General features: G+C 57.0%; 23 protein-coding genes. 16 read left to right on the forward strand and 7 right to left on the reverse strand.

Translation table 11 applies throughout. The annotated features are described in order from the left end of the window. On the reverse strand, positions 1-199 hold a 199-nt coding region (locus tag G403_RS25840), incomplete at its 3' end, for a hypothetical protein (RefSeq protein WP_211232642.1). On the opposite strand from G403_RS25840, the gene G403_RS25245 reads away from it, so the two are divergent. Further along, complete coding sequence (locus G403_RS25245) at positions 149-538, forward strand: chemotaxis protein CheW (protein WP_425411692.1); 390 nt, start codon at positions 149-151, stop codon at positions 536-538. The genes G403_RS25840 and G403_RS25245 overlap by 51 nt on opposite strands. 69 nt (positions 539-607) lie before the next feature. After that, positions 608-1,021, forward strand: a complete 414-nt coding sequence (locus G403_RS0103265) for a DUF2802 domain-containing protein (protein WP_027852716.1) — start codon at positions 608-610, stop codon at positions 1,019-1,021. On the opposite strand, the gene G403_RS0103270 is transcribed toward G403_RS0103265, so the two are convergent. Then, the gene (locus G403_RS0103270) at positions 1,022-1,339 is read right to left on the reverse strand and encodes an EscU/YscU/HrcU family type III secretion system export apparatus switch protein (RefSeq protein WP_027852717.1); all 318 of its coding nucleotides are present in this window, start codon (positions 1,337-1,339) and stop codon (positions 1,022-1,024) included. Next, positions 1,336-2,196, reverse strand: coding sequence for a flagellar hook-length control protein FliK (gene fliK, locus G403_RS0103275; RefSeq protein WP_084403917.1), 861 nt, complete (start codon positions 2,194-2,196; stop codon positions 1,336-1,338). Before fliK ends, G403_RS0103270 begins: the two co-directional genes overlap by 4 nt. 779 nt (positions 2,197-2,975) lie before the next feature. Here fliK and G403_RS25250 point away from each other — a divergent pair. The 14 genes from G403_RS25250 (at position 2,976) to G403_RS22065 (ending at position 17,266) form a co-directional block, all read left to right on the forward strand. Beyond that, the gene (locus G403_RS25250) at positions 2,976-3,149 is read left to right on the forward strand and encodes a hypothetical protein (RefSeq protein ID WP_156899633.1); all 174 of its coding nucleotides are present in this window, start codon (positions 2,976-2,978) and stop codon (positions 3,147-3,149) included. A 2,404-nt stretch (positions 3,150-5,553) separates the two neighbouring features. Next, positions 5,554-6,195, forward strand: coding sequence for a cytochrome c biogenesis heme-transporting ATPase CcmA (ccmA, locus tag G403_RS0103290; RefSeq protein WP_027852720.1), 642 nt, complete (start codon positions 5,554-5,556; stop codon positions 6,193-6,195). Then, on the forward strand, positions 6,188-6,904 hold the full coding sequence (gene ccmB, locus G403_RS0103295; protein WP_051298486.1) for a heme exporter protein CcmB: 717 nt from the start codon (positions 6,188-6,190) through the stop codon (positions 6,902-6,904). Before ccmA ends, ccmB begins: the two co-directional genes overlap by 8 nt. Before the next feature lie 3 nt (positions 6,905-6,907). Further along, a complete protein-coding gene (locus G403_RS0103300) occupies positions 6,908-7,669 on the forward strand; it encodes a heme ABC transporter permease (protein ID WP_027852722.1) in 762 nt (253 codons plus the stop codon). Positions 7,670-7,676: 7 nt separating this feature from the next. Beyond that, a complete protein-coding gene (gene ccmD / locus G403_RS0103305; protein ID WP_027852723.1) occupies positions 7,677-7,856 on the forward strand; it encodes a heme exporter protein CcmD in 180 nt (59 codons plus the stop codon). Beyond that, positions 7,853-8,314 (forward strand): cytochrome c maturation protein CcmE, encoded by a 462-nt coding sequence (gene ccmE / locus G403_RS0103310; protein WP_027852724.1) that lies wholly within the window; start codon positions 7,853-7,855, stop codon positions 8,312-8,314. The genes ccmD and ccmE overlap by 4 nt, the downstream gene beginning before the upstream one ends. After that, positions 8,311-10,278 carry a heme lyase CcmF/NrfE family subunit gene (locus G403_RS0103315; RefSeq protein ID WP_027852725.1) on the forward strand — a complete coding sequence of 656 codons (1,968 nt, stop codon included), beginning with the start codon at positions 8,311-8,313 and terminating at the stop codon, positions 10,276-10,278. Before ccmE ends, G403_RS0103315 begins: the two co-directional genes overlap by 4 nt. Positions 10,279-10,282: 4 nt before the next feature. Continuing rightward, a complete protein-coding gene (locus G403_RS0103320) occupies positions 10,283-10,819 on the forward strand; it encodes a DsbE family thiol:disulfide interchange protein (RefSeq protein WP_027852726.1) in 537 nt (178 codons plus the stop codon). Next, positions 10,816-11,286, forward strand: coding sequence for a cytochrome c-type biogenesis protein (locus G403_RS0103325; RefSeq protein WP_027852727.1), 471 nt, complete (start codon positions 10,816-10,818; stop codon positions 11,284-11,286). The genes G403_RS0103320 and G403_RS0103325 overlap by 4 nt, the downstream gene beginning before the upstream one ends. After that, the gene (gene ccmI / locus G403_RS0103330; protein WP_027852728.1) at positions 11,286-12,515 is read left to right on the forward strand and encodes a c-type cytochrome biogenesis protein CcmI; all 1,230 of its coding nucleotides are present in this window, start codon (positions 11,286-11,288) and stop codon (positions 12,513-12,515) included. Before G403_RS0103325 ends, ccmI begins: the two co-directional genes overlap by 1 nt. A 57-nt stretch (positions 12,516-12,572) precedes the next feature. After that, positions 12,573-13,916: a cell division protein ZipA gene (gene zipA, locus G403_RS0103335; RefSeq protein WP_027852729.1), complete on the forward strand. Its 1,344-nt coding sequence runs from the start codon at positions 12,573-12,575 to the stop codon at positions 13,914-13,916. A 38-nt stretch (positions 13,917-13,954) separates the two neighbouring features. Further along, complete coding sequence (gene ligA / locus G403_RS0103340) at positions 13,955-16,306, forward strand: NAD-dependent DNA ligase LigA (RefSeq protein ID WP_027852730.1); 2,352 nt, start codon at positions 13,955-13,957, stop codon at positions 16,304-16,306. Then, complete coding sequence (locus G403_RS0103345; protein ID WP_027852731.1) at positions 16,303-16,515, forward strand: YheU family protein; 213 nt, start codon at positions 16,303-16,305, stop codon at positions 16,513-16,515. Before ligA ends, G403_RS0103345 begins: the two co-directional genes overlap by 4 nt. Before the next feature lie 28 nt (positions 16,516-16,543). Continuing rightward, positions 16,544-17,266, forward strand: coding sequence for a DUF4126 domain-containing protein (locus G403_RS22065; protein ID WP_051298488.1), 723 nt, complete (start codon positions 16,544-16,546; stop codon positions 17,264-17,266). A gap of 7 nt (positions 17,267-17,273) precedes the next feature. On the opposite strand, the gene G403_RS0103355 is transcribed toward G403_RS22065, so the two are convergent. Genes G403_RS0103355 through pgi form a run of 4 tightly spaced genes read right to left on the reverse strand, consistent with a single transcriptional unit; the run spans position 17,274 to position 22,865 of the window. Beyond that, positions 17,274-17,945, reverse strand: coding sequence for a CBS domain-containing protein (locus G403_RS0103355; RefSeq protein WP_027852732.1), 672 nt, complete (start codon positions 17,943-17,945; stop codon positions 17,274-17,276). 22 nt (positions 17,946-17,967) lie between these two features. Next, complete coding sequence (mnmC, locus tag G403_RS0103360) at positions 17,968-19,941, reverse strand: bifunctional tRNA (5-methylaminomethyl-2-thiouridine)(34)-methyltransferase MnmC2/FAD-dependent 5-carboxymethylaminomethyl-2-thiouridine(34) oxidoreductase MnmC1 (RefSeq protein ID WP_027852733.1); 1,974 nt, start codon at positions 19,939-19,941, stop codon at positions 17,968-17,970. 15 nt (positions 19,942-19,956) lie between these two features. Then, positions 19,957-21,213: a UDP binding domain-containing protein gene (locus tag G403_RS0103365; protein WP_027852734.1), complete on the reverse strand. Its 1,257-nt coding sequence runs from the start codon at positions 21,211-21,213 to the stop codon at positions 19,957-19,959. Between the two features lie 20 nt (positions 21,214-21,233). Further along, positions 21,234-22,865 carry a glucose-6-phosphate isomerase gene (gene pgi / locus G403_RS0103370; RefSeq protein ID WP_027852735.1) on the reverse strand — a complete coding sequence of 544 codons (1,632 nt, stop codon included), beginning with the start codon at positions 22,863-22,865 and terminating at the stop codon, positions 21,234-21,236. Position 22,866 lies beyond the last annotated feature (1 nt).

The raw sequence follows: 22,866 nt of genomic DNA on the forward strand, positions 1-22,866 counted from the left end.
AGAGCCAGAGCCAGAGCCAGAGCCAGAGCCAGAGCCAGAGCCAGAGCCAGAGCCAGAGCCAGAGCCAGAGCCAGAGCCAGTACCCCAGCCAGCGGCTCAGAAAGCACCTGTACAGGTGCTCAACTGTGTCCTGATCGACATGCATGGCATGAAACTGGCGGTAAATTTCGATCGCATTGAAGGGGCTCTTAATATCCATGATTTATCGATGGACATAGCCGGTCTGCCGGATTGGATCCTGGGCGCCTTTGGCATGGATCCGCAACGCACGCATGTGGTTGATACCGCGCAGTGGTTGATCCCTGAGCGCTACAAGCCAGAGCACTCACAGTACTCCGAAGTGCTTATTCTTCAGGGGCGTAAGTGGGCTTTAGCCTGTGATGGGTTGGTGAAATCGATCCAGGTACCGCTGGATCGGGTTAATCTGAATCAGGATAGAGAGCGGCGCCCCTGGCTATTGGGCACGTATATGGCTGAGCGTTGTGCCATCATCGATGTCGACCAGCTGGTAGAGGAGTTTGAGGCGGTGTCCGCCTGATCAAATACCCGCTACAATCCCCGACTGCCTGCTATTGCAGGCAGTTGCTCTCCTGAAAAAGGTCTCGGCGTGCTTGAATTAACACCTGATCAGATCACTTTGCTAGCCGTTGCACTACTGGCTTTTTCCAGCGTTGTGCTCTGTGTATCTCTGTTGGTTCGTGTTCGCCGTCAGGAGCGTCGGCATCAGGCCCTGATTAACGTCTTGCGCAACGAAATAAAAGCGATGACCAACGGCTCAATCGGCATGGGTAATCGACTGCTTGCTATTGAGCGTAAGCTTGATATTACCGTTGAAAAGCAACAGGAGCTGGAAAATCGGGATCCCAGCGTGTTGGCCTATAACCAGGCTGCCAAATTAATGGAAATGGGAGCGGATGTGGATGATCTGGTGCGTAGTTGTGGTATTGGGCGCCCCGAGGCGGAGTTGATGGCTTTACTGCATCGAGAGTTGAGGGTCGATGAGCAGTTGCCGCGTCATTAGCTAGCGCTTCTCGTCGGCCAATCCCAGGTCGATCGGCTGGTCCGGTCTTAGTCCGTAAGCAAAGGCGATGACCTCTGCAATAGCGCGGTACAACGACTCCGGTATTTCATCACCCAGTTCCATACGAATTAATACTTCGAGTAGCTCAGGGCTCTCATAGATATGGATGTCGTGTTCACGGGCCAGAGCCACAATCTGTTCAGCAATAACACCCTGGCCTTTGGCGGTGACTCGGGGCGCTCTCCCGGATAAAGGGTCATATTTTAGTGCCACCGCACCGGGAAGTGGTGCTTGGTTATTGTCGTCATCCCTGCTCATGTGTGCAGATCCACTAGACGTTTACTGATTGCCGGTTGTTCCTCACGGGGTTGGCGTCCCTGCTGAACCAGTAGGGTATCCACGTCAAATCCCGTGCCGCGCAGTTGATCTTCAAAGCTATTCAGTCGGTCACGGATCATTTCCGTTGTATTGCGCTGCTCTGCCCAGAAGCGTGCACTGATTTGCCAGTCCTGCTGGATACTGACCCGCGCATCGACCGCACCGAGCTGCTCAAGGTCGAAGTGCATATTGATCGACCACTCTGAAGTGTAAAGTTCTTCGCTATCCGGGCGCTTATGCTGAGTAATCTTTATTTCGGTATTATCAACCCGATCTTCACTGACGCGAACGGGAATATCGAGCCGGTATTGGCGTTCAATCCCTCCGTCAGGCGCATCATTCCAGCTCTGCAAACTGGCGGCCTGTTGAGAGTGGGTCCGGGATTTTAGCCCCTGAAGCAGGAATTGCATCCGCTCCCGGGCTTCCGTCGGTAGCTGCTCGGCAATTTGGCTGAGTTTGCCGAACTGCTCCTGAAGGGTGTTCTGTTTGCCTGTTTGAGACGCCTCTTGAGTTGTTGAGCCCCCTTTAACCAGGCCGCTACCCATAAGTTGGTTCTGAATCGATTGCTTTACGGAGGATGCGTCGGCTTTGGCCGGGACGCTGAATAAACTCAACATCGACTTGACGACCTGTCCGAGTGCATCGCCCTGCCGCGCGCCGGTGCTGAGCTGGCGCATCTGATTGAGTGCCTCTCCCATCGGAAGTTGCTGGGGTAGGTTGTCCTTGAGTACCTGTTGCAAGCCTTCATGGAGGCGAGATCGGCTGGCGCTGTCGACTGATGGGGGTTGAACACTCATCTGTACCGTTGATGAATCGGTCCGTGTTAGCTGAACGTTTAACCCTGCCTGAAGTGGGCGCTGAGAGATGAGTTCAATTCTCTGGCCGTTGACGCTGATCTGTACCGGGGCGGCTCCGGGGCGGCTCTGTGTTGAAGCTGTGGCGGCACCGGAGGTGGCTCCGTCACGAACTGATGTGGAAGGCGCGGGCTGTTGTGCCCGGCTGTCGCTAACAACGGCGGCTGGCGGAGGGGGCACCGGATGGCTATTTCCTCGATCTGTTTGAACCGGGGTTGGTCCAGGTCCGGTATTACTAGGAGCTGGTACAGATGCCGCTTGTGGCTGCGGTGCCTGGAGGCTTGGTCGGGCAGCGCCAGGGGGGGGCTCCGTGGCACCGCCCTGCAGTGCGCCTGCCTGAAGTGCACCTGTCGGTGACGGTGTTGCGGCGCTGGTTTGGGGCGGCGCGCCGGACGCAGGAGTCGGCGCCGCGGGTGTCTGAGTCCCTGGTGCGGGTTGCGTGCTGCTTTGCGTGGTTGCGGCTGGAGCTCCGGGTGCAGGCGGAGGTGCCGCTTGAGAGACAACAATGGCACCGGGGGTATGCGAGTTGCCCTGGTTTATGTTAGCTGTTGCTTGATTAGTTGTCGGCGGAACTGGAGCTTGGCCAGGGGGCGATGGTGGCGTGGGTCGACTCTCCAGAGGGGTGTTTCCGCCCGCGGTCTGCGCTGGTTGCGAATTGCCTCTTGCCGCAGTTGCCTGCGGTGCGGATGAAATCTGGTTGGTGGTGGGAGACGCAGTGGTTTGTGTCCCGCCTACCGGGTTCGTATCGGCTGACCCGCTGGCTGCAGGCTGTGCCGCTGTCGAGCCAGGTGTTTGCCCTGACGCAGGTGGGGGTGGGGTCTGGCTTGGTGGTTGTCCGGCCTGAGCCGGCAGAGCAACAGCGCCTGTACTGGTTCTGCCAGCGGGATGAGGATTGATTCTCGCAGTGTCGGGTGATGCGGTTGAAGGTGCCTCGTGCTTAGCGGCGGGTGTTGTTGCGGTCCGGGTGTTTGCTTCCGCTATTTGCCCTTGCCCTTGCCCTTGCCCTTGCCCTTGCCCTTGCCCTTGAGTGGAAGCAGGTGCCTGCTGTGCCGGTTGCGGAGTGTTAATGGTGCGGCCAGCAGGCAGTTGCGGGTTGGAAACTTCCGCGCCCCGCTGAGTGCCCTGTTGCTGGGGAGCGGTCTGTTGATTGGTGTTAGTACTCCTCTCAAGCGTTGCAGCGTTTTGTGGTTGAGCGCTGCCTTGCGGCGGTTGGGTCGTTGAGGAGGGCGTAACCGCTGCTCTTGATTGGCGAGATGTTGGTGTAGCTTGTTGGGGCTGTTCGCTTCCGCCCTGTCGGGACAGTGTTAGTCCAGATGTCTTGTTGGGAGCAGGCTGTGTCTGTTCCGGACGGGAAGTCTGATTGGATAGCTGATTGTATGACGCCAGCCCCCTTTTGGACTCCGTAACTGTTGGGCCTGTTCGTACTTGCGGCGGCGTCTGGCTCTGGCTACTCTGCGTTCGGGGTCCCGTTGACTGGGGTACGTTGTACGGTCCCTGTGCCGGCGTGGGTGTTGCAGTATTTGCGGGCTGGCCTGTTGATGGATTGGTCGGCTGACTTTGAACCGGTGGTTGCTCGGTTCGTGTCTGCAATTGAGGCGCAGGGCTTCCAGTGCTTGCCTGGCCTGTGACGGGGGGCGCGGTTGGGCTGCTCGATACCTGCGGGGGGCTGCCTGTTGCTGCGCGTGAGTTGGCGACGGGAGCGCTGTTTGCTGTGCTATTGCCAGCAGTAGATATCTGGGATTTTGCCGCGTTGGTTTGATCGCCAGCCCCGGCAGATGTTGTCTGTCCCGATGGAGGTTTTGGTTGGTTTGAGGCTCCGTCAGGGGTGGCCGGTTGTGGCTGTGAGGATAAACTTCCCTGGGCTCCCTGGGCTCCCTGGGCTCCCTGGGCTCCCTGGGCTCCCTGGGCTCCCTGGTTACTGTTGGCTGCGAGGGGGCTTTGAGATGAGGGGAGCTGAGCACCTGCCGCCGGGTTGGCCTGGCTCCCGGTAGACGAGGGTATTGTTGTGCCGGGAGCTGTTGGTTGGCGGGGGGGCATAGCTTGAGTCAGTTCTGTTACTGCCGATGCATTAATTACTCGGGCGGCGTTTTGCCCCGATATGGCCGTACTTTGGGTGTTAGTTGCGCCCTGTGTACTTGTTTGACTTTGTGTGTTGGCCGAGCTTGGGGTGGTAACAGGATTCTGAGGAGTGTTGGTTTGGCCTCTGGTAGAGGAGGGTGCCGCTTTGCTGGGGGTGTGTCGCGGTGTGATGGTTTGAGCCAGCTCTGTCATTACCGATGCATTGATTATTCGAGCGGAATTTTGCCCTGATATGGCAGTATTTGGGGTGTTGGTTGCACCCTGTGTACTGGTGGAGCTTTGAGTGTTGGCCGCGCTTGGATTGCTTGCAGGATTCTGAGGCGCGTTGGTCTGGTTTGTGGTTTTAGAGGGCACTCCTGTGCTGTGGGCCGCTGGTTGTCGTGGTGTAATGCTTTGAGCTACCGATGCACCGATTATTTGAGCGGTATTTTGCCCTGATATAGCCGTACTTTGGGTGTTAATTGCACTCTGTGTGTTGGCGGGGCTTTGCATGTTGGGCGTGCTTGGGATGGTAACAGGGTTCTGAAGACCATTGGTTTGGCTGGGGATTACGTTGGGTAGCACCCTGCCGGTTTGTGGCTGATTAAGTGGCAGAGTTCGGTTCAACAGATCGCTGGTTTGGGCGTCCATTGGGATCTTTAGGGCCAGAGTGTTGCTGGTACCCGTGGAGGTGCGCGGAGCGGGTTGTGTTGTTCCTAGAGCGCTGTTGCTGCTTGTTGCTTGTGCCTGAGCTTTGGCGGGTTGGTTTACCAGCGTTAATTGCAGTCCCCCTTCAGGGGAGCGGTTTAAGTTGATTTGAGCGCCCGTGCTCAGGGGGCGGCTGGTGACCAGCTCCATCAGCTGATTTTGAACGTCCACCTTGATACGGAACAGGTTAGGCCGGGAGGGGTCTTGAGTGACTTCGCGCACGTTTCCGCTAAGCGTTTTCCCTTCGTTGAGCTGCGCGCGCAGGTCAGCGCTTTGATGGCTGCTCGAACGGTTTGCCGTTTGTAGTGATTGAATCGGTAGGGTCAGTGCCACGTCTGTTTTGCAACCCGTTAGTGAGTCTCGATAACTATCGGCGCGACCTTAGTCGCGTCCTCCTGGTACCTTGGTTTTACTCGCGCCGACAACCCGCTTTCTAGCCTGACGACGGGGGGTAATCTGTTTATAATGGCGCGTTTAGAATTAGTCGGCCAGCTAGACCACAACTGTAGACCGATGTGATGGGGGAGTCACTGTTTGTCCGAGGTGTTACTCAGAGTCGAAAAGCTGTTTTGCGAGCGGGATGACCGCGTGCTCTTTGACGGTCTGTCGTTTTCGGTGGACAGCGGCGAAATCGTCCAGATCGAAGGTGCGAACGGGAGTGGTAAAACGACTCTTCTACGAATTCTCAGTGGTCTGTCACGTAATTATGAAGGTGATATTTTTTGGCGGGAGGAGCCTGTCGAGCAAGCCCGGGATCGTTATTGCCGCGAGCTGCTCTACTTCGGGCACCAGCCGGGAGTTAAAGCGTTGCTCTCCGCGGAAGAGAATCTGCGTTGGTATTGCGCACTTTCTCCCTCTCTGGACCCATCGCGAATTCGTGCAGCACTGGCTGAAGTGGGGTTGTCGGGGTTCGAAGATGTTCCCTGTCACACGCTGTCAGCGGGTCAGCACCGTCGCGTATCTTTGGCGAGGCTGTACTTGAGCGACGCACCGCTCTGGATACTCGACGAGCCTTTTACGGCCATCGATAAACGCGGAGTGGCAGCCAAAGAGGCTTTGATCGGGCGACATATCGCTCGAGGTGGAAGTGTCATCCTGACAACTCATCAGGATTTGCAGGGCAGCGGCGCGGTCAGGCGGATCAATCTCGATAAACAAATGGAACCGAATGGATAATCTGCCGACTAATCAGAGCATTAACCGGGATGTGGGAGTGGCTGCACTGTTCATCGCAGCACTCAGGCGGGATTTAATGCTCTCGTTACGCCGAAAAAGTGAGCTGGTCAATCCGCTGATATTTTTTCTGATGGTGATCACTCTTTTTCCGTTGGGTGTCAGTCCTGAACCTGGTTTTCTGGCACAGCTGGCGCCCGGGGTGCTTTGGGTATCTGCACTGTTGGCGACGCTGCTGTCCATGGATAGCTTGTTTCGCAGTGATTTCGATGATGGGTCTTTGGAGCAGCTTCTGCTGAGCCCTCAGCCACTGTTCATCGTCGTGTTGGCCAAGATAGCTGCGCACTGGATGATGACGGGGTTGGCTTTGACACTGGTCGCACCGCTGATCGGCGTGATGTTGTTTCTTCCATCCGAGGGCATGCCGGGGCTGATGCTCAGTCTGCTGCTGGGCACGCCAACCCTGAGCCTGGTCGGTGCGATCGGTGCCGCTTTGACAGTTGGCCTGCGTAAGGGCGGTGTACTGATTTCGTTGTTGGTTCTGCCGCTTTATATCCCGGTTTTGATTTTTGGTACCGGTGCGGTTCAGGCTGCTGTGACCGGCCTGCCTATCGGTGGATACCTAGCGTTGCTGGGTGCGTTACTGGCGCTGGGGATAACGTTGGCACCTCTGGCCGTCGCGGCGGCGTTACGAATTTCAGTGAGTGGATGAGTTATGGCAAAGGCAGAGAAAAAATGGTTGCCGCGCTGGTTTTATCAGCTGGCATCCCCCCGTTGGTGCTATCAGATCTGCGGGAAGTTGCTGCCCGGTTTCTCGTTGGTTACGTTGGTATTGCTGCTCGGCGGGACTCTGTGGGCACTCCTTTTTGCGCCAGCGGATTATCAGCAGGGTAATAGCTTCCGAATCATTTACCTGCACGTGCCATCGGCTATTCTTGCCCAGTCCTGCTACATGCTGATGGCTGTTGCGGGTGCCATTGGTTTGATCTGGAAAATGAAAGTCGCCGACATGGTGGCCAAATCCTGTGCGCCCATCGGGGCGTCGCTGGCGGTGCTGGCGTTGCTGACGGGAGCGATCTGGGGCAAGCCGACGTGGGGCTCCTGGTGGGTCTGGGATGCGCGGCTGACATCGATGCTGATTCTGTTTTTTCTGTATCTGGGTGTAATGGCACTGAACTCTGCCATCGAGAGCGAGTCTACAGCTGCGCAATCTACCGCAGTCCTGGCATTGGTCGGTCTGGTCAATATTCCGATCATCAAGTATTCGGTAGAGTGGTGGAACACCTTGCATCAGCCCGCGACATTCAAGCTGACGGAGAAACCTGCCATGCCGGCCGAGATGTGGATGCCGCTGTTGGTGATGGTGATCGGGTTTTACACCTTCTTTGCCGTAGCGCTAATGCTTCGGCTTCGTAATGAGATTCTTCGCCGGGAGCGTCGCTCCGGATGGGTGAAAGAGCTGCTGTTGGTCAAGTGAGGTATTTGTGAGCTTCAACTCCTTTTCCGAATTTCTGTCGATGGGTGGGCACGGGCTTTATGTCTGGCTCAGTTATGCCCTCGGCTTGATCGTTATTCTGGCTAACCTGGTCTTGCCGCTTCAGGCGGGTAAGCGTCTCAAGCAAAGCCTGGCGCGTCGTATTCATAGGGAGGCTAAGCGTTCATGAACCCTAAACGCAGACAGAGGCTGTTTATCGTTCTGTTTATTGTTGCCGGCGTTGGTATCGCCGTCGGACTGACGCTGTTCGCGCTAAACCAAAATATCAACCTGTTCTACTCACCAACGCAGATCGCAGCCGGCGAAGCGCCGATGGATACCCGGATACGCGCCGGTGGCATGGTTGTGGAAGGCAGCGTTAATCGCTCTACTGAAAGCCTGGATGTCAGTTTCGATATTACCGACTACGAAAAAACGGTGCGTGTCGAATATACCGGTATCCTGCCTGATCTGTTCCGGGAAGGTCAGGGAATCGTTGCGCAGGGGGCGTTGGATGGTGATGGCGTCCTGCAGGCCGTTGAAGTTCTGGCCAAACATGACGAGAACTACATGCCACCCGAGGTGGCTGAAGCGCTTGAAAAAGCGGGTAAGATGCCCAAGCCTGCCGGTCAGGAGTTCAATAAATGATCCCCGAACTTGGCGAATATGCGTTAATTATCTCCCTGTGCCTGTCTGTTTTGTTAGGCACGATTCCTCTGGTGGGGGCAAGTACCGGCAACGGCCTTTGGTGTGGTTATGCGCGCCCGCTCTCAGTGGCGCTTTTCAGTTTTGTGCTGTTCTCGTTCCTGTGCCTGGGATGGTCGTTTCTGCAGAATGACTTTTCAGTGGCCTATGTAGCCAATAACTCCAATTCCGCGCTGCCCTGGTATTACCGCTTAAGTGCGGTGTGGGGAGGGCATGAAGGTTCTTTGTTGCTCTGGCTCTTGATTTTGGCGGGCTGGACGGTGGCTGTTGCGTTGAAAAGTCGCAACCTGCCTGACGATATTTTGGCACGTGTGTTGGCGGTGATGGGCCTGATTGCCACCGGCTTTATCCTGTTCGTGCTGTTTACGTCCAGCCCCTTCGAGCGTCTTCTGCCGCGGATCCCTGAAGATGGGGCGGATCTGAATCCATTGTTACAGGATTTCGGCCTGATCGTTCACCCGCCGATGCTGTATATGGGCTATGTGGGATTTTCGGTGGCATTTGCGTTTGCCATTGCCGCGCTGCTCAGTGGGCAGCTTGATGCAGCCTGGGCGCGCTGGTCACGCCCCTGGACCAGTGTGGCCTGGGCATTCCTGACATTGGGAATCGCGCTGGGCAGCTGGTGGGCTTACTACGAACTGGGCTGGGGCGGCTGGTGGTTCTGGGACCCGGTCGAGAACGCCTCTCTGATGCCGTGGCTGATAGGTACGGCTCTGGTGCATAGCCTGGCCGTGACGGAAAAACGAGGTGTTTTCAAAAGCTGGACGGTGTTGTTGGCAATTTTCGCCTTTTCGCTCAGTCTGCTGGGAACGTTCCTGGTCCGCTCTGGTGTGCTCACATCGGTCCATGCTTTCGCCTCCGATCCTGATCGAGGCTTCTTCATTCTCGCGCTGTTGGCTGTGACCATCGGTGGCTCGCTGCTGCTGTACGCCTTCAAAGCCTCTGAGGTCAAAAGCGAATCGAGCTTCGGTCTGTTCTCTCGTGAGAGCTTCCTGCTGATCAACAACGTCTTGCTGACCGTAATCTGCGCCATGGTCCTGTTAGGGACGCTCTATCCATTACTGATAGACGCGTTGAACCTGGGTAAGCTGTCGGTGGGTCCGCCTTATTTCAACGCGCTGTTTATCCCGCTGAGTCTGCTGCTGGCGCTCAGTCTTGGCGTGGGCACGCTGATGCGATGGAAGCAGACCGAGGGCGGCAGCCTGGCAGCTCAAATCTGGTTGCCGGGGCTGTTTGCCACCGTGCTGGCCGGCATTTGTATAGTCATGTTGCCAAGCTTGCCCGGTTTTTATACCTCAATCGCGCTGCTTATGGCCTGGTGGATCGTATTTACCGGTTGTCGTGATCTGCTGAACCGGGTGCGCCATAAATCCAATCCGTTGGCCGCGGCACTGTCACAACCTCGCGCCTATTACGGCATGATGCTTGCTCATGGTGGCGTAGCGGTACTGATTGTTGGCGCCGCGTTGGTATCCACCTATTCCGAGCAGAGTGATCTGCGAATGGAGCCGGGTGATCGAAAATCCTTTGCCGACTACGAGTTCGTCTTTGACGGTATCCAGCATGTCGAAGGGCCTAATTTTACCTCGGACAAAGGGGTAATCCGGGTTCTGTATAAAGGCGAGCCTTATACCGAGTTACACCCTGAGAAACGGCTGTATACGGCGCGAGGCAATGTGATGACCGAGGCGGCAATCGATCCCGGCCTGTTCCGTGATCTTTATGTAGCGCTGGGAGAGCCTTTAGGTGGCGACGCCTGGGCCGTGCGGGTTCAATACAAACCCTTTGTTCGCTGGCTTTGGCTGGGTGGGTTGTTGATGACTGCCGGCGGTATTCTGGCGGCGATGGATCTTCGTTATCGCAGGCAAGCGCAGCGTGAGTTGGCGCGGTCGGAAAGTATGGGGTGACATGATGCGTCGAGCACTGGTGTTTTTGCCATTGGCTATTTTTTTAGGGCTGGGTTTTTTTCTCTGGCGTGGCTTGTCTATCGATCCCACGGAGTTGCCGTCCGCCCGGTTGAATGATCCGTTTCCGGCATTTGAGTTGCCCTCGTTGACTGAACCCAACAAAACTTTGACACCGGATGACCTTAAAGGTGAGGTGGCGCTAGTTAATGTTTGGGCGACCTGGTGTCCCACCTGCAAGGAAGAGCATGCTTTCCTTAACAGGTTACAACGGGAGGGCATCACTATTTACGGGATTAACTACAAGGATGAACCTGTAAAGGCGCGGGAGTGGTTGAAGCGCTATCTGGACCCGTATCGCAGTGTCGTGCTGGATGAGGAGGGCCTGTTAGGTCTGGATCTTGGTGTGTATGGGGCACCGGAAACCTATGTTATTGACGCGCAGGGGGTGATCCGTTATCGCCATGTGGGCGCCGTCGACTCCCAGGTTTGGGAACAGCTGAAAACCGTTATGGAACAGGTTGAAGCGGGGAGCAATGGATGAGAGCCCTTCTACTGACGATTTTGGTTGTATTGGCCGGCCCATCACTGGCGGCCATTGATGCTTACGAGTTCAAGGATGAGCAAACAGAATCGCGCTTCCAGGAATTGACGGCGGAACTTCGTTGCCCCAAGTGTCAGAACAATAATATTGCCGATTCCAACTCGCCCATCGCGTCCGATCTGCGTCGCGAAGTCTATCGAATGGTTCAGTCTGGAGCCTCCGATGAGGAGGTGATCGACTTTATGGTGACACGTTATGGTGAGTTTGTACTCTACCGGCCTCGCGTAAATGAGATGACCTGGCTGCTTTGGTACGGGCCCTTTGTTTTGCTGGCGATAGGGTTGATAGTTGTTGTCGTGATTGCCAAACGCCGTAAACGTAGCGCGGAGCCGGGTGCTGATTCGTCCGGCTTAAGCCAGTCCGAGCGTGAGCGACTGAATAAACTGCTGGAACAGGATAAGAAGTAATGGTTGGACTCTGGGTCGGGATTGCCCTGCTAACACTGGTTGCGGTGGCGGTTCTATTTTACCCGCTGCTGCGGGCTCGCGCGCGAACTACACAGACGTCCGCGAGTGAAGACCGCCAGCATCAGAACGTGGATATCTATCGTGAACGTCTTGCGGAGCTGGAAGCAGAGCGTGCAATGGGTACACTCGACCAGGAAAGCTTTGCGGTACTCAAGCTCGAGCTGGAGAAGAACCTGCTGATTGATGCGCAGCAGGCGCAGCCCCGTGTGCGTAAAGTGCGCCCGCAGGGGCCACAGTTGGTGACTGTGGTGCTGTTGGCTCTGCTGATACCGGTTACGTCACTGGGGTTATACAGCCAACTGGGCCGATCCAACGATTTGGCGCGAGCCCTTAACCCGCCCGAGATGCCGACCCTGGAGGCAGCTCTGGCTCAACTTGAGCAGGAGCTGGATCGGAACCCGGAGAATGCCGAAGGATGGTATCTACTGGCAACGACCTATCTGAATCAGGGACGTTACGATGAAGCGATTACGGCATTTCGTCGCGTAGCCGACCTGTTGCCGGAGAGCGCACCTCAGTACGCCGGTGTTCAGGGACAGATAGCTCAGGCGCTCTATTTTCAAGCTGGCGCGACGATGAATGAAGAGGTTAAGCAGCAGATTGACCGGACGCTCGCGCTGGACCCGCAGGAGATGGCCGCTCTGGGATTATTGGGTATTGAAGCCTACGAATCCGCTCGCTACGAAGAAGCCATCCAGTACTGGAATCAGGCGTTGAATAACGCTTCGGGACAAGCTGCCGAATCGCTTCGAGCCGGTATTAATCAGGCCCGACAGCAACTGGCTGCGGCTGGAAAACCGGTTCCGGATGCGCCTGATGCCGGTCCGCAACTTCAGGTGAGTGTGAGTATCGCACCGGAGCTGGCTGATCAGCTATCACCCGAGGATACCCTGTTTATATACGCGCGCCCCGTCGGAGGACGCATGCCATTGGCCGCTGTTCGGCTCAAGGCCGATCAGCTCCCTGCTGAAGTGACCCTGGATGACAGCATGGCGATGACGCCGCGTGCACGTCTCTCCGGCACCGACCAGGTTGAGGTCGGTGCTCGGATTAGCGCCAGTGGCGACGCTATACCCGCAGCAGGTGATTTGATCGGTTCGGTATCACCCATTGACGTGGGGACCTCCGTTCAGCGCGTTGAGGTGGTGATCGATGGGGTTGTAGAGTAGTCTGTAAGCGGACAATTCTTTACAGAAGCTAGGGTTCGACGGGAATAGAGCGTAATCATGGAGATCAGTCTGCGCGAGTGGCTCATCATCGGCGGGATTTTAGTAATCGCGCTGATTATTTTTGATGGTTGGCGCCGTATCCGGGGCAACCGGAACCGCATTCGGATGGATATCGACCGGTCCGGTGTGGATAGCGAAGGCCCGGATGAGGATCCCTACGTCGCCAATCCCGAGCTCCCCAATGGGGGAGCTCGGGTTCGCCGTGCAGGCGATGACGAAGAAAGTATCGAACCCGAAGACGGGCGCCGTGAACCGACATTGGGCTCAGCTTTGGACGATGATGAACCGTCAGATAGCGCATCGTCCCACAAGTCCAGCGCCCGATCAGCGACTCGAACCGGCATCGCGGATACTAATTCGCTCAAAGAGATGGACCCCCTGTTCGATGATGTACCTGTTGAACCCAAGCGCAGCAAACGTCGTCCGCCTGAACCCAAGCCTCACGCACCCTTGCATGCGCAGGACTCTGCCGACTCCGACGATGAACTCAGTGACGCTCTGAGCCAGGGACAATTTGATGGTTTCTCTCTGGACGATCAGGCGGCCGAGTCCGGTCGGAGTGCTTCTGCCCGGGGCGCTTCCGCCGACGCGGCTGAGGATGATTACGATAACGCGCTTTCGATGAGTCTGGATTTCGATCCCGATCAGCCTATACCGGTGCTGATGGATCGTGTTCGAGGGAGCGGCCGAGGTGCTGTTGAGGATGTAAATACAGAGTCTCAGGGAGGAGATGCACAACGCGAGGCAGATCAAGAGACCTACGCCAGTGATGGTTTCTCGCTGGACCTGGACGAGTCTGCGAATGAAGCTGGACGTGATGCGCAACCGGCGCCGGAACCTGAGCCGCAAGCGGGTCGCAGTGAGACAGGTGATCGCAAGCGGCCGGCCCCGGAGATTACACCGGACCCGGAAGATATGCTGGTTATATTCGTCGTAGCCAAGCGAGGCCAAGTTCTTCCCGGAGCCGGTGTGCGGCGAATCGTGGAGGCGTGTGGCATGGAGTATGGTGAACTTGAAGTTTTCCACCGCCATGAAAATCCGGATGCCAGCGGCTCTTTGCAATTCAGCATGGCGAATGCGATTCAGCCCGGAACTTTTGATCTTGAAACCATGGATGAAGAGGAGACGCCGGCCGTTACCTTTTTCATGTCCATGCGCGACCCGAATGATCCGCTTTATGCGTACGAGTGCATGCTGGCTACGGCTGAAACACTGGCTCGTCATCTTGACGCCGAACTCCTCGATGGAGATCGCTCTGTTATGCGCCCGCAAACCAAAGAGCACTATCGCGAACGCATTCGTGATTTTCAGATTCACAAACGGGTTAAGCGCGGCTCCTGACCCGTTCTGTCCTTGCCTTTCCGAGATGAATTAGACCGATGAGCACCCCCGCAGCGGAGCGTATACAGGCGCTTCGCGATCAGATCGATCAGCACAACTACCGCTATTACGTACTCGACGAGCCAGGCATTCCTGATGCCGAGTACGACCGCCTGTTCCGAGAGCTTAAAACGTTGGAAGAGGCACATCCTGATCTCGTTACAGCCGAGTCACCGACCCAGCGTGTTGGCGCTAAACCCAAAGGTGGTTTTGCCGAGGTAACTCACGAGCTGCCGATGCTGTCACTGGATAACGCGTTCAGTGAAGATGAGTTGCGCGCCTTCGTGAAGAGAATTGCCGAACGGATCGACACGATCAACGGCGACACACTCAGATTTGCCTGTGAGCCGAAGCTGGATGGTCTGGCAATCAGCTTGCTGTATGAAGAGGGCGTGCTGGTGCGTGGGGCAACCCGGGGTGATGGCTACACCGGAGAAGATATCACCCTGAACGTACGTACCATCGACAATGTCCCGCTTAAACTACGTGGCCGCGACTGGCCCAGGCGGCTGGAGGTTCGCGGCGAGGTGTATATGCCCAAGAGCGGGTTTGAATCGCTGAATGAGCGTGCCAGAGCACGGGGTGAAAAGACCTTTGTTAATCCCCGTAACGCGGCAGCGGGAAGCTTGCGTCAACTCGATCCCAAGATCACCGCCCAGCGCCCGCTTGAATTCTGTAGTTACAGTACCGGTATCGTAGAGGGTGGGGAGTTACCTGACAGCCACAGTGAAACGCTGTATCAATTGCGCGAATGGGGCTTGAAAATCAATCCGGAAATGCGTTTGGTGACCGGCGCTGACGGCTGTCTGGAATACTACCGGGATTTGGAGAGTAAGCGGGGCAGCCTGGCCTACGATATCGATGGACTGGTCTTTAAGGTGGACAGTCGAGCGCTTCAGCAGCAGCTCGGCTTTGTGGCCCGGGCGCCACGCTGGGCGATTGCCCACAAATTCCCGGCCCAGGAGGAGATTACGCGTCTCAACGATGTGGAGTTTCAGGTGGGGCGTACCGGTGCCGTGACGCCGGTCGCCCGGCTTGAGCCTGTGTTTGTGGGTGGTGTCACAGTCAGCAATGCCACACTGCATAACATGGATGAGATCGCGCGATTGGGCGTGAAGATCGGTGATTATGTGATGGTACGTCGTGCCGGTGACGTGATTCCTCAGGTCGTCAAAGTCGTTACCGACAAACCGCGAGGACAAAAGCCGGTACATGTCCCTGAACAGTGTCCTGTGTGTGGTTCCGATATCGAACGCACGCAGCTGATCAAGCATGGCAAAAGCGGTGCTCAGATCAGTGAGGGCGCCATCTACCGGTGCGTGGGCCGCCTCTCCTGTGAGGCCCAGTTGAAGCAAGCCCTGTTTCACTTTGGCTCACGCAAAGCGATGGATATCGATGGCCTGGGTGAGAAGAACATCGAGCAGCTTGTGGATAAGGAGCTGGTGCGCTCCCCGGCGGATCTATTCCGTCTCACCGAACGTGATCTGCTGAGACTGGAGGGCTTTGCTCAGCTCTCCAGTGAGAATCTGATTGCGGCGATTGATCAGCGCCGCCATGTGACGCTGGAGCGTTTTATTTACGCGCTGGGTATCCCCGAGGTCGGTGAGGAAACAGCCCGTACCCTGGCCAACGGATTGGGCAGCCTGACTAATATTCGCAAGGCGTTGCCACAGGTGTTGGCAACGCTTAAGGATATCGGCCTCACCGTGGCCCATGAGATCCATAATTTCATGCAGGACAGTCACAATCAGCAGGTGATTGATGATCTGCTTGCACTGGGCGTGGAGCCGAAGGAGTCCGGGCAGATCAGTGCCACTCTGGTCGGTAGCGTATCTTTTGGTGCGTTTATCGATAGTCTCGGTATTTTCCGTGTGGGTCGCAAAGGCGCGGATAACCTAGCGGCGCACTTTAGCAGTCTGGATGCGCTGCTTGAGGCCAGCGAAGAGGCTCTGTCTGAAGTCAGCGGCCTGTCTAATCAGGCGCGCAGTAACCTGTTCGCCTTCCTGCAGGTGGAGGAAAACCGGCGTAAACTTGTCGAAACAGAGCAGCAGTTGCGTGAATTTGGTATGCATTGGGAGTGCGAGCCCCAAAGCAGTGGCCAGATTCTCCCGTTGGAGGGGGAAACCTGGGTGTTGACCGGAGCCATGGAGCGACTCACGCGGGATGAAGCCAAGGTACGTCTGCAAGCGCTGGGGGCCAAGGTGGCCGGTAGTGTTTCGGCCAAGACCACCGCACTGGTGGCCGGTGAAAAGGCTGGATCGAAACTGGCCAAGGCGGAGCAGCTGGGTATTCGTATTCTTAATGAATCCCAGTTGATTGAGCTGCTTGAGGCTGAGGGCCAAGGCGTATGATTCTGCCCTGGGAAGCCCTCTCGACCGATGCGCTCACAGGTTTGATTGAGGAATTCGTGACCCGTGATGGGACCGATTATGGTGAGCAGGAAGTCACACTGGAGCGCAAGGTCGAGCAGGTAAAGGCGAAACTCCGCTCGGGCGAAGTCGTGCTGCTGTTCAGTGAAAGTACAGGTGAATGCTCTATAGTGTCGAAAGAGTCCCTATAGCGCAAAGCGTTTCGCTGGAGGTGAGGTCGTGGAGCAGTTTGATCAGATAACCAGTTTGATCGCCCTGTCAATGGGCGTAGCCTGGGCCAGCGGCATCAACCTCTATGCAACGATCCTGATGCTCGGCATCATGGCCAATACCGGTAATATCGAGCTTCCCCCCGGGCTGGAGATTGTTTCCAATCCCCTGGTCTTGATGGCGGCAGGTTTGATGTACTGCGTGGAGTTTTTTGCCGACAAGGTGCCGGGTGTGGATACGGGCTGGGATACGCTGCACACCTTTGTTCGCATTCCGGCCGGTGCAATGCTGGCGGCGGGCGCCGTTGGGGATATCTCACCGGCAGCCGAGCTGGCGGCGGCGATTGTCGGTGGCTCCATGGCTGCCGGCAGCCACAGTCTCAAAGCCGGAGGACGAGTATTAATCAATACCTCGCCGGAGCCGGTCACCAACTGGACCGCATCGGTGGGTGAAGATCTGGCCGTGATCGGAGGGCTTTGGGCGGCGTTAAATCATCCACTCTGGTTTATCGGTGCATTGATCCTTTTCATTGGTCTGCTGATCTGGTTGTTACCCAAGATCTGGCGGGGCATCAAGCGTGTGTTCGGCTTCATCGGGCGTCTGTTTTCCAATCCCGAGCCTGAACCGGTGTCGGCCTCCCCCGTTCAGGTCTCGTCTCCTGGGCCAATAACGGGGTCGCCGCACCGTGCATTGGTCTCGCCGAAAAAGCACGGAGATAGTGAGTCAGGCTAGCAGAGGGTTATGCCCAGCTCTCCACCCTCGCATTATTGATCAGCAATCGAAGCAGGTCAGAGCGTGTGATGATCCCCACCACCTGCTCACGCTCATCGATGACCGGAATTGCGCGGATCGGGTAATTGACGAAAGTCGCTGCCAGTATCGATAACTCCGTATCCGGAGCGGCCACGACTATCTGGCTCTGGTAGACCTCGGACGCGGGCATGGGCGAATCACTGCCATGGGCCAGGATATCGTTATCTGACACAATGCCTAAAGGTCTCTGATTATCGTCCGTCACAACAATGTGATGGACCTTGTAGTTCAGCATCTGCTCGGCGATACGCCTCAGGCTCTCTTCAGGCCGCGCCGTATACACCGGGGATACCATCAGTTGCTGTGCGGTCAGACCGTGTTTGCGACGTTCAGCACCGCTGAACTTTACATTTTCATAGGTACCGGAACTGCGACCCTCGCCACGCTCTCCGGTGGGCAGACGCCGCTGCAGGGGCTGGCGGGAATTGTTGAGAAAGGCTTGCTCCAGCTCATGGGCCTCGCCATGAGCGATATCGTCGCTGCCGGGCAAGCCACCCGAACTGCGCAGCTCGGTGGTCTGTTCGGTCCCCCTGGGCTTGAACAGCGCCGACACGGGGGTCTGAATACGATACCCCTGATCATAAACTACCAGCGCCATAAGCTACTCTCCCGTTTCTTTTTTATATCGACCCCTTGATCAATTTCTTGATTAAAAAGCGCACGGGGTTGATTGCGTCGACCACGCTTCTTTCCAGCGGTAGTGGCGAACCCTCTATCAGCGCCGCGATATACTCCGCACTTATTGGACAGCTGATCAGTCCTTTTGATCCGTGACCGGTATTGATATACAGGCCTTTATAATGCCTCATACCGGGTTTGAAAGGCCATTTTGCGTCATGCCGAAGCTGGGCAAAATGATCTTTTGTCCAGGGTTCATTATGCAGTGCGCCAACAATGGGTAAATAATCGGGGGTTGTAGCGCGGTGTGCTACCCGGCCAGTCCAGTGCAGCTCATCCACCGCCTCGCCCAGCTCCGGTAGTGCCCGGCACAGCAGTGCCATATTTTCCCGGTGTTCACTTTCACGGGGAGCGAGTTCAGCGTCATTGATGACAAAGCTTGCCCCAAAACAGTAGTGGCTGCCCAGTGGTGGCGATACGTATCCTTCGCCACATACAACGGTTTTCAATTCAGCGACGCTTTCGGGCGCGGCTGTCGTGCTGGTTTGCCCCCGAATCGGTTTGAGGGGCAGTTCGGCAAATGAGTTTATAATTTGTACGTCGTTCGCCGTGCAGATGATCACCGCCGGTGCCTGGAACTGTCCCCCGTTTACCAGCCAATGACCGGCCTCACTCTGCGTAAGCTCGGAGACGGTCGTGTTGTAGTGGCAGTGGATGCGGGGGTGGTCGGTCAGTGCAGCACAGACCCTGGGGGGGGACGCCCAGCCGGCAGACGGAAAATAGAGGCCGCCGGCACCGGTTGTCATTCCCGATAGGACTCGGGCTTGCTCTGAGTCTACGCCTTGTACCAATGCTTCGGGATAGAGTCCCTGCGCAAGTAATCTCTCCTGGCGGTTGCTCTCCTGAGGATCCAGTGCCAGGGATAGAACACCGCACAGGTCACCGACTTGCTCGCCGTGGCGCGTGTTCAGCTCGCGTATCATGGCCGCGCTGTAGTGAAGTCCGCTCAGGTGGAGGCGACTCTGGGCTGTCGGTTGTAGAGGCAGCTTGAGGTAGAGCGCCCCCTGTGGGTTGCCGGAACCTTCGAGCGCTGGTGCTGAGCGTCTTTCAAGCAGGTCTACCCGCCAGCCCCGCCGGGCCAGTGCAGAGGCGGTTGAACAGCCGGCCAGCCCCGCCCCGATGACAATGGCATGACGGTCGCTTTCACAGGCCGTGGCGCGGGCCAGCCAGGGCCGTTTAACTGAGGCCTGTTGCGCAGGAGCGGACATTCTGCCGGTGAGCATGTCCCGCTTGCGTCCGAATCCTGCACGTTTATGAATATCAAAACCTACAGCGGCCAGGCCTCGCTTGACGAGACCGGCGGCAGTGAATGTGGCAAAGGTGCTACCGGGGCGGCTTCGGGCAGCGATACTGGCAAACAGTTGCTCGCTCCACATCTCTGGGTTTTTAGCCGGTGCGAAGCCATCAAGAAACCAGGCGTCTACCGTTGCATCCAGGCGCGAGAGTATCTCCGCGGCGTCACCAAAGAGCAGCGTTAAGCGGACCCGCCCCTGATCGAATACCAGGGTATAAAAACCTGGCACGGGGGCGGGCCAGTTATCACAGAGTTGATCACTGGCGTCCTGGAACTCAGGCCATGCGCTTAGAGCCTGACGCAGATCCTCCGCGCTCATTGGATGCTTTTCACAGGACAGGTAGTGAAGGCAGGCGCTTTTGGGGGCCTTGTCTAACCAAAAGCGCCGCGCACAGAGGAAGTTCAGGCCGGTTCCAAAGCCGGTTTCGGCCAGCGTGAAACGGGTGTCTTCATCCAGCGATGACCAGCGTTGCGGCAGATCATTTCCGTTAATAAAGACATGCTCGGTTTCCTCGTTACCACCGGCACGGTTGAAATAGATATCTTCAAAAGTAACCGAGACCGGTGAGCCTTCTTGCCACTCGATCTCGGCTGGGGTCAGTTTACCGCTGTCTGTGTTCAAAGGTACCGCTCTGACTTATTGCCCGCGCCCGACGCCATAGTAGGTGAAGCCCAGGTCGCGCAGTAGCTGCGGGTCATATACGTTTCTGCCGTCAATGATAACAGGTTCGTTCATCAGGCGGTGCAGCTCGGTGTAGTTGGGGGACCAGTAATCGGGCCAGGAGGTCAGAAGGAGCAGGGCATCCGCGTCTCCGACGGCAGAGTAGGGGGTGTCACAGTAAACCAGCTGTGGGTTATCCCCGTAGATACGACGAAACTCCGGTTGAGCTTCGGGATCATGTACCTGAAGTGTGGCCCCCTGTGCCAGCAGGGCATCGGTGATTCTGAGACTGGGTGCACTTTCCACTGTGGCGACACCCGGCTTGAAGGCCAGTCCCCAGAGTGCGATCCGTCGGCCGTTCAGGTCACAGTTGTAGTGTTGCCAGAGTTTTCTAAACGGCAGTTCCTTGTGGAATTCGTTCTGTTCCAGCACGGTTTCCAGAAGTGTGGAGCCTCGGGTTCGGCTTAACAGCCCGGCTAGACCCTCGATATATTGAGTGAAGTGATGACCACCGAAGCCACAGCCGGGAGAGAGGTAGTGAGGGCCCACTCGCTGGTCCGTGCTCATGCCATCGCGCACGGTTTCGATATCAACGCCCACGTGATCGGCCAGGCTGGCCAGTTCGTTGATGTATCCCAGACGCAGGGCAAGCATGCCGGTAATGGCAAACTTGGTAAACTCTGCTTCCTTGCGGCTCATCAGCCGAATTTCGGTGCCTTCCCGGGTGAACGGGCGCATCAGGGCTGTGAATGTCACCCGGGCGCGCTCATCTTCGCAGCCCACCAGCAGAACACCGGGGTGCGCGAACTGCTGAATCGCCTGTCCGCCCTGTAGCATATCTGGCAGGTAAACGACCTGCTGTTCACGTTCCCGGTCGAGCAGTGTTTGCAGTTCGTCGCTGGCACCGGTACCCAGGTTGCTTTGGTTGATAACCAGTACGGGGGTGTCCTTTTTCGCCAGGTCCGCCACAATTTTGCGTCCCTGCTCCTCCTCGCCCGGGCCCACAGCCAGCCAGTGGATGTCGGCACTGAACGGATCGTTCTCGTCGGCGGGCATAATCCTGCCTGCTTCGATACCGTTTCTAAGTCGGTTCATCAGGCCCGGTTCGGCGCGGATGCTGCTTTGTGCAGGTTCGAGTCCCGAGCCTGCCTTCAGGATATGGTTGCCATATTCGGCGAGCAGGGCAGCGGCTGTCCAGCCTGCCAGTTCTTCACCCCATATACAGATCTTCATGCGTTATCCTTATCCGGTATTCAGGCGGGTTCGCGGCGTTTCCGGATCTGGTCCAGCAAGCCTCGTGTGGCGGAGTCCAGCGCTTCATTGCTGTCAGGGTCTTCCAGTGCATCGAGCATCTGCGTCGCCATTTTCTTGCCCAGCTCCACGCCCCACTGGTCGAACGGATTGATCTCCCATATCACCGCCTGGGTGTAGACCTTGTGCTCATAGAGCGCGATCAACTGGCCCAGCGAATAGGGGGTCAGTTCATCGACCAGAATTACGGTGCTGGGTTGATTGCCCCGGTAGCGCTTCCAGGGCGGCTGTGCATCGGCCCCCTCATCATCGAGTGCTTTATCACCGAGGGCGAGCACCCGTGCCTGGGCCAGACAGTTAGCCAGGGCTAACCGGTGTTGCTCCTGCAGGTGTGCGCTCTGGGCGGCGTAGCGCCGGATCGGGACAATAAAGTCACACATGACCGACTCAGTACCCTGGTGAAGCAGTTGATAGAACGCGTGCTGTGCATTGGGACCGATCTCTCCCCAGAGTACCGGGCAGGTACGTTGTTCCACCAGTGAGCCATCAGAGCGTACACTTTTCCCGTTACTTTCCATCTCGAGCTGTTCAAGGTAAGCGGGCAGGTGGGCCAGGCGGCCATCGTAGGGCAGGATCGCGTTGGCGTGAATATCGAGCAGATTGATATTCCAGACCCCGGCCAGGGCCAGCAGAACCGGCAGATTCTCGTGGAAATCTGCATGACGGAAATGGCGGTCCATGCTGTGTGCGCCCGCCAGGAGTTGGCGGAAGCCGCTCATACCGATAGCGACGGCGATCGGAAAACCGATCGCCGACCAGAGGGAGTAGCGACCGCCCGTCCACTCCCAGAAAAGAAGCTGATTCTGCAGGGGGATACCCCACTCGGATGCTTTTTCCGGCTTGGCGGTGATGCCGATAAAGTGGTGTTTGAGCAGCAGCTCGCGCGGCTCGTCACTGGCATCGATCAACCACTGACAGGCGGTAGCGGCGTTGGCCAGGGTATCGATCGTCGTAAACGATTTAGAGGAGAGTACGAACAGCGTTGTGGCCGGGTTGAGTCGGTCAAGCAAACCAGCCAACTGACTGCCGTCCATGGATGATACAAAGTGTATTTCGATACCCTGAGCCGCATCCGGCTTAAATTCTTCAAGTGCGTGGCAGGCCATCAGCGGTCCCAGATCGGAGCCACCGACGCCGATGTTGACCAGGGTGTCGATTGCCTCGCCGTTGTAGCCCCGCCACTGGCCGCTGTGCAGGGTTGCAACCAACGACTCCATTTTGTTCAAGGTTTCGTGAACGCCTTCGATGACGTTTTCGTCCTCGACTTCAACCCGCTGGCCCGGCGGTGTTCGCAGTGCCGTATGAAGCGCCGCACGCTGCTCGGTATGGTTGACCGGGCGGCCTTCGGTTAGATCCGATATCGCCGTGCGCAGCTCGGAAGCTTCGGCAAGCTGGACCAGTCGGTCCAGTGTCCGGCAGTCAAACCGATGTCGGCTCAGGTCAAGCAGAACGCCGTCATGGGTGAAGGACAGTTTCTCAAAGCGTGTCTCATCAGCGAGAAACTCGCTTAAGTGCCGAGGTTTCAGGGCCTCGGCCGATTGGCGCAGCTCGCGCCAGCAGGAATCCCGGTTCACG

It is taken from the genome of Marinobacterium litorale DSM 23545 (assembly GCF_000428985.1).
Classification (GTDB): Bacteria; Pseudomonadota; Gammaproteobacteria; order Pseudomonadales; family Balneatricaceae; genus Marinobacterium_D; species Marinobacterium_D litorale.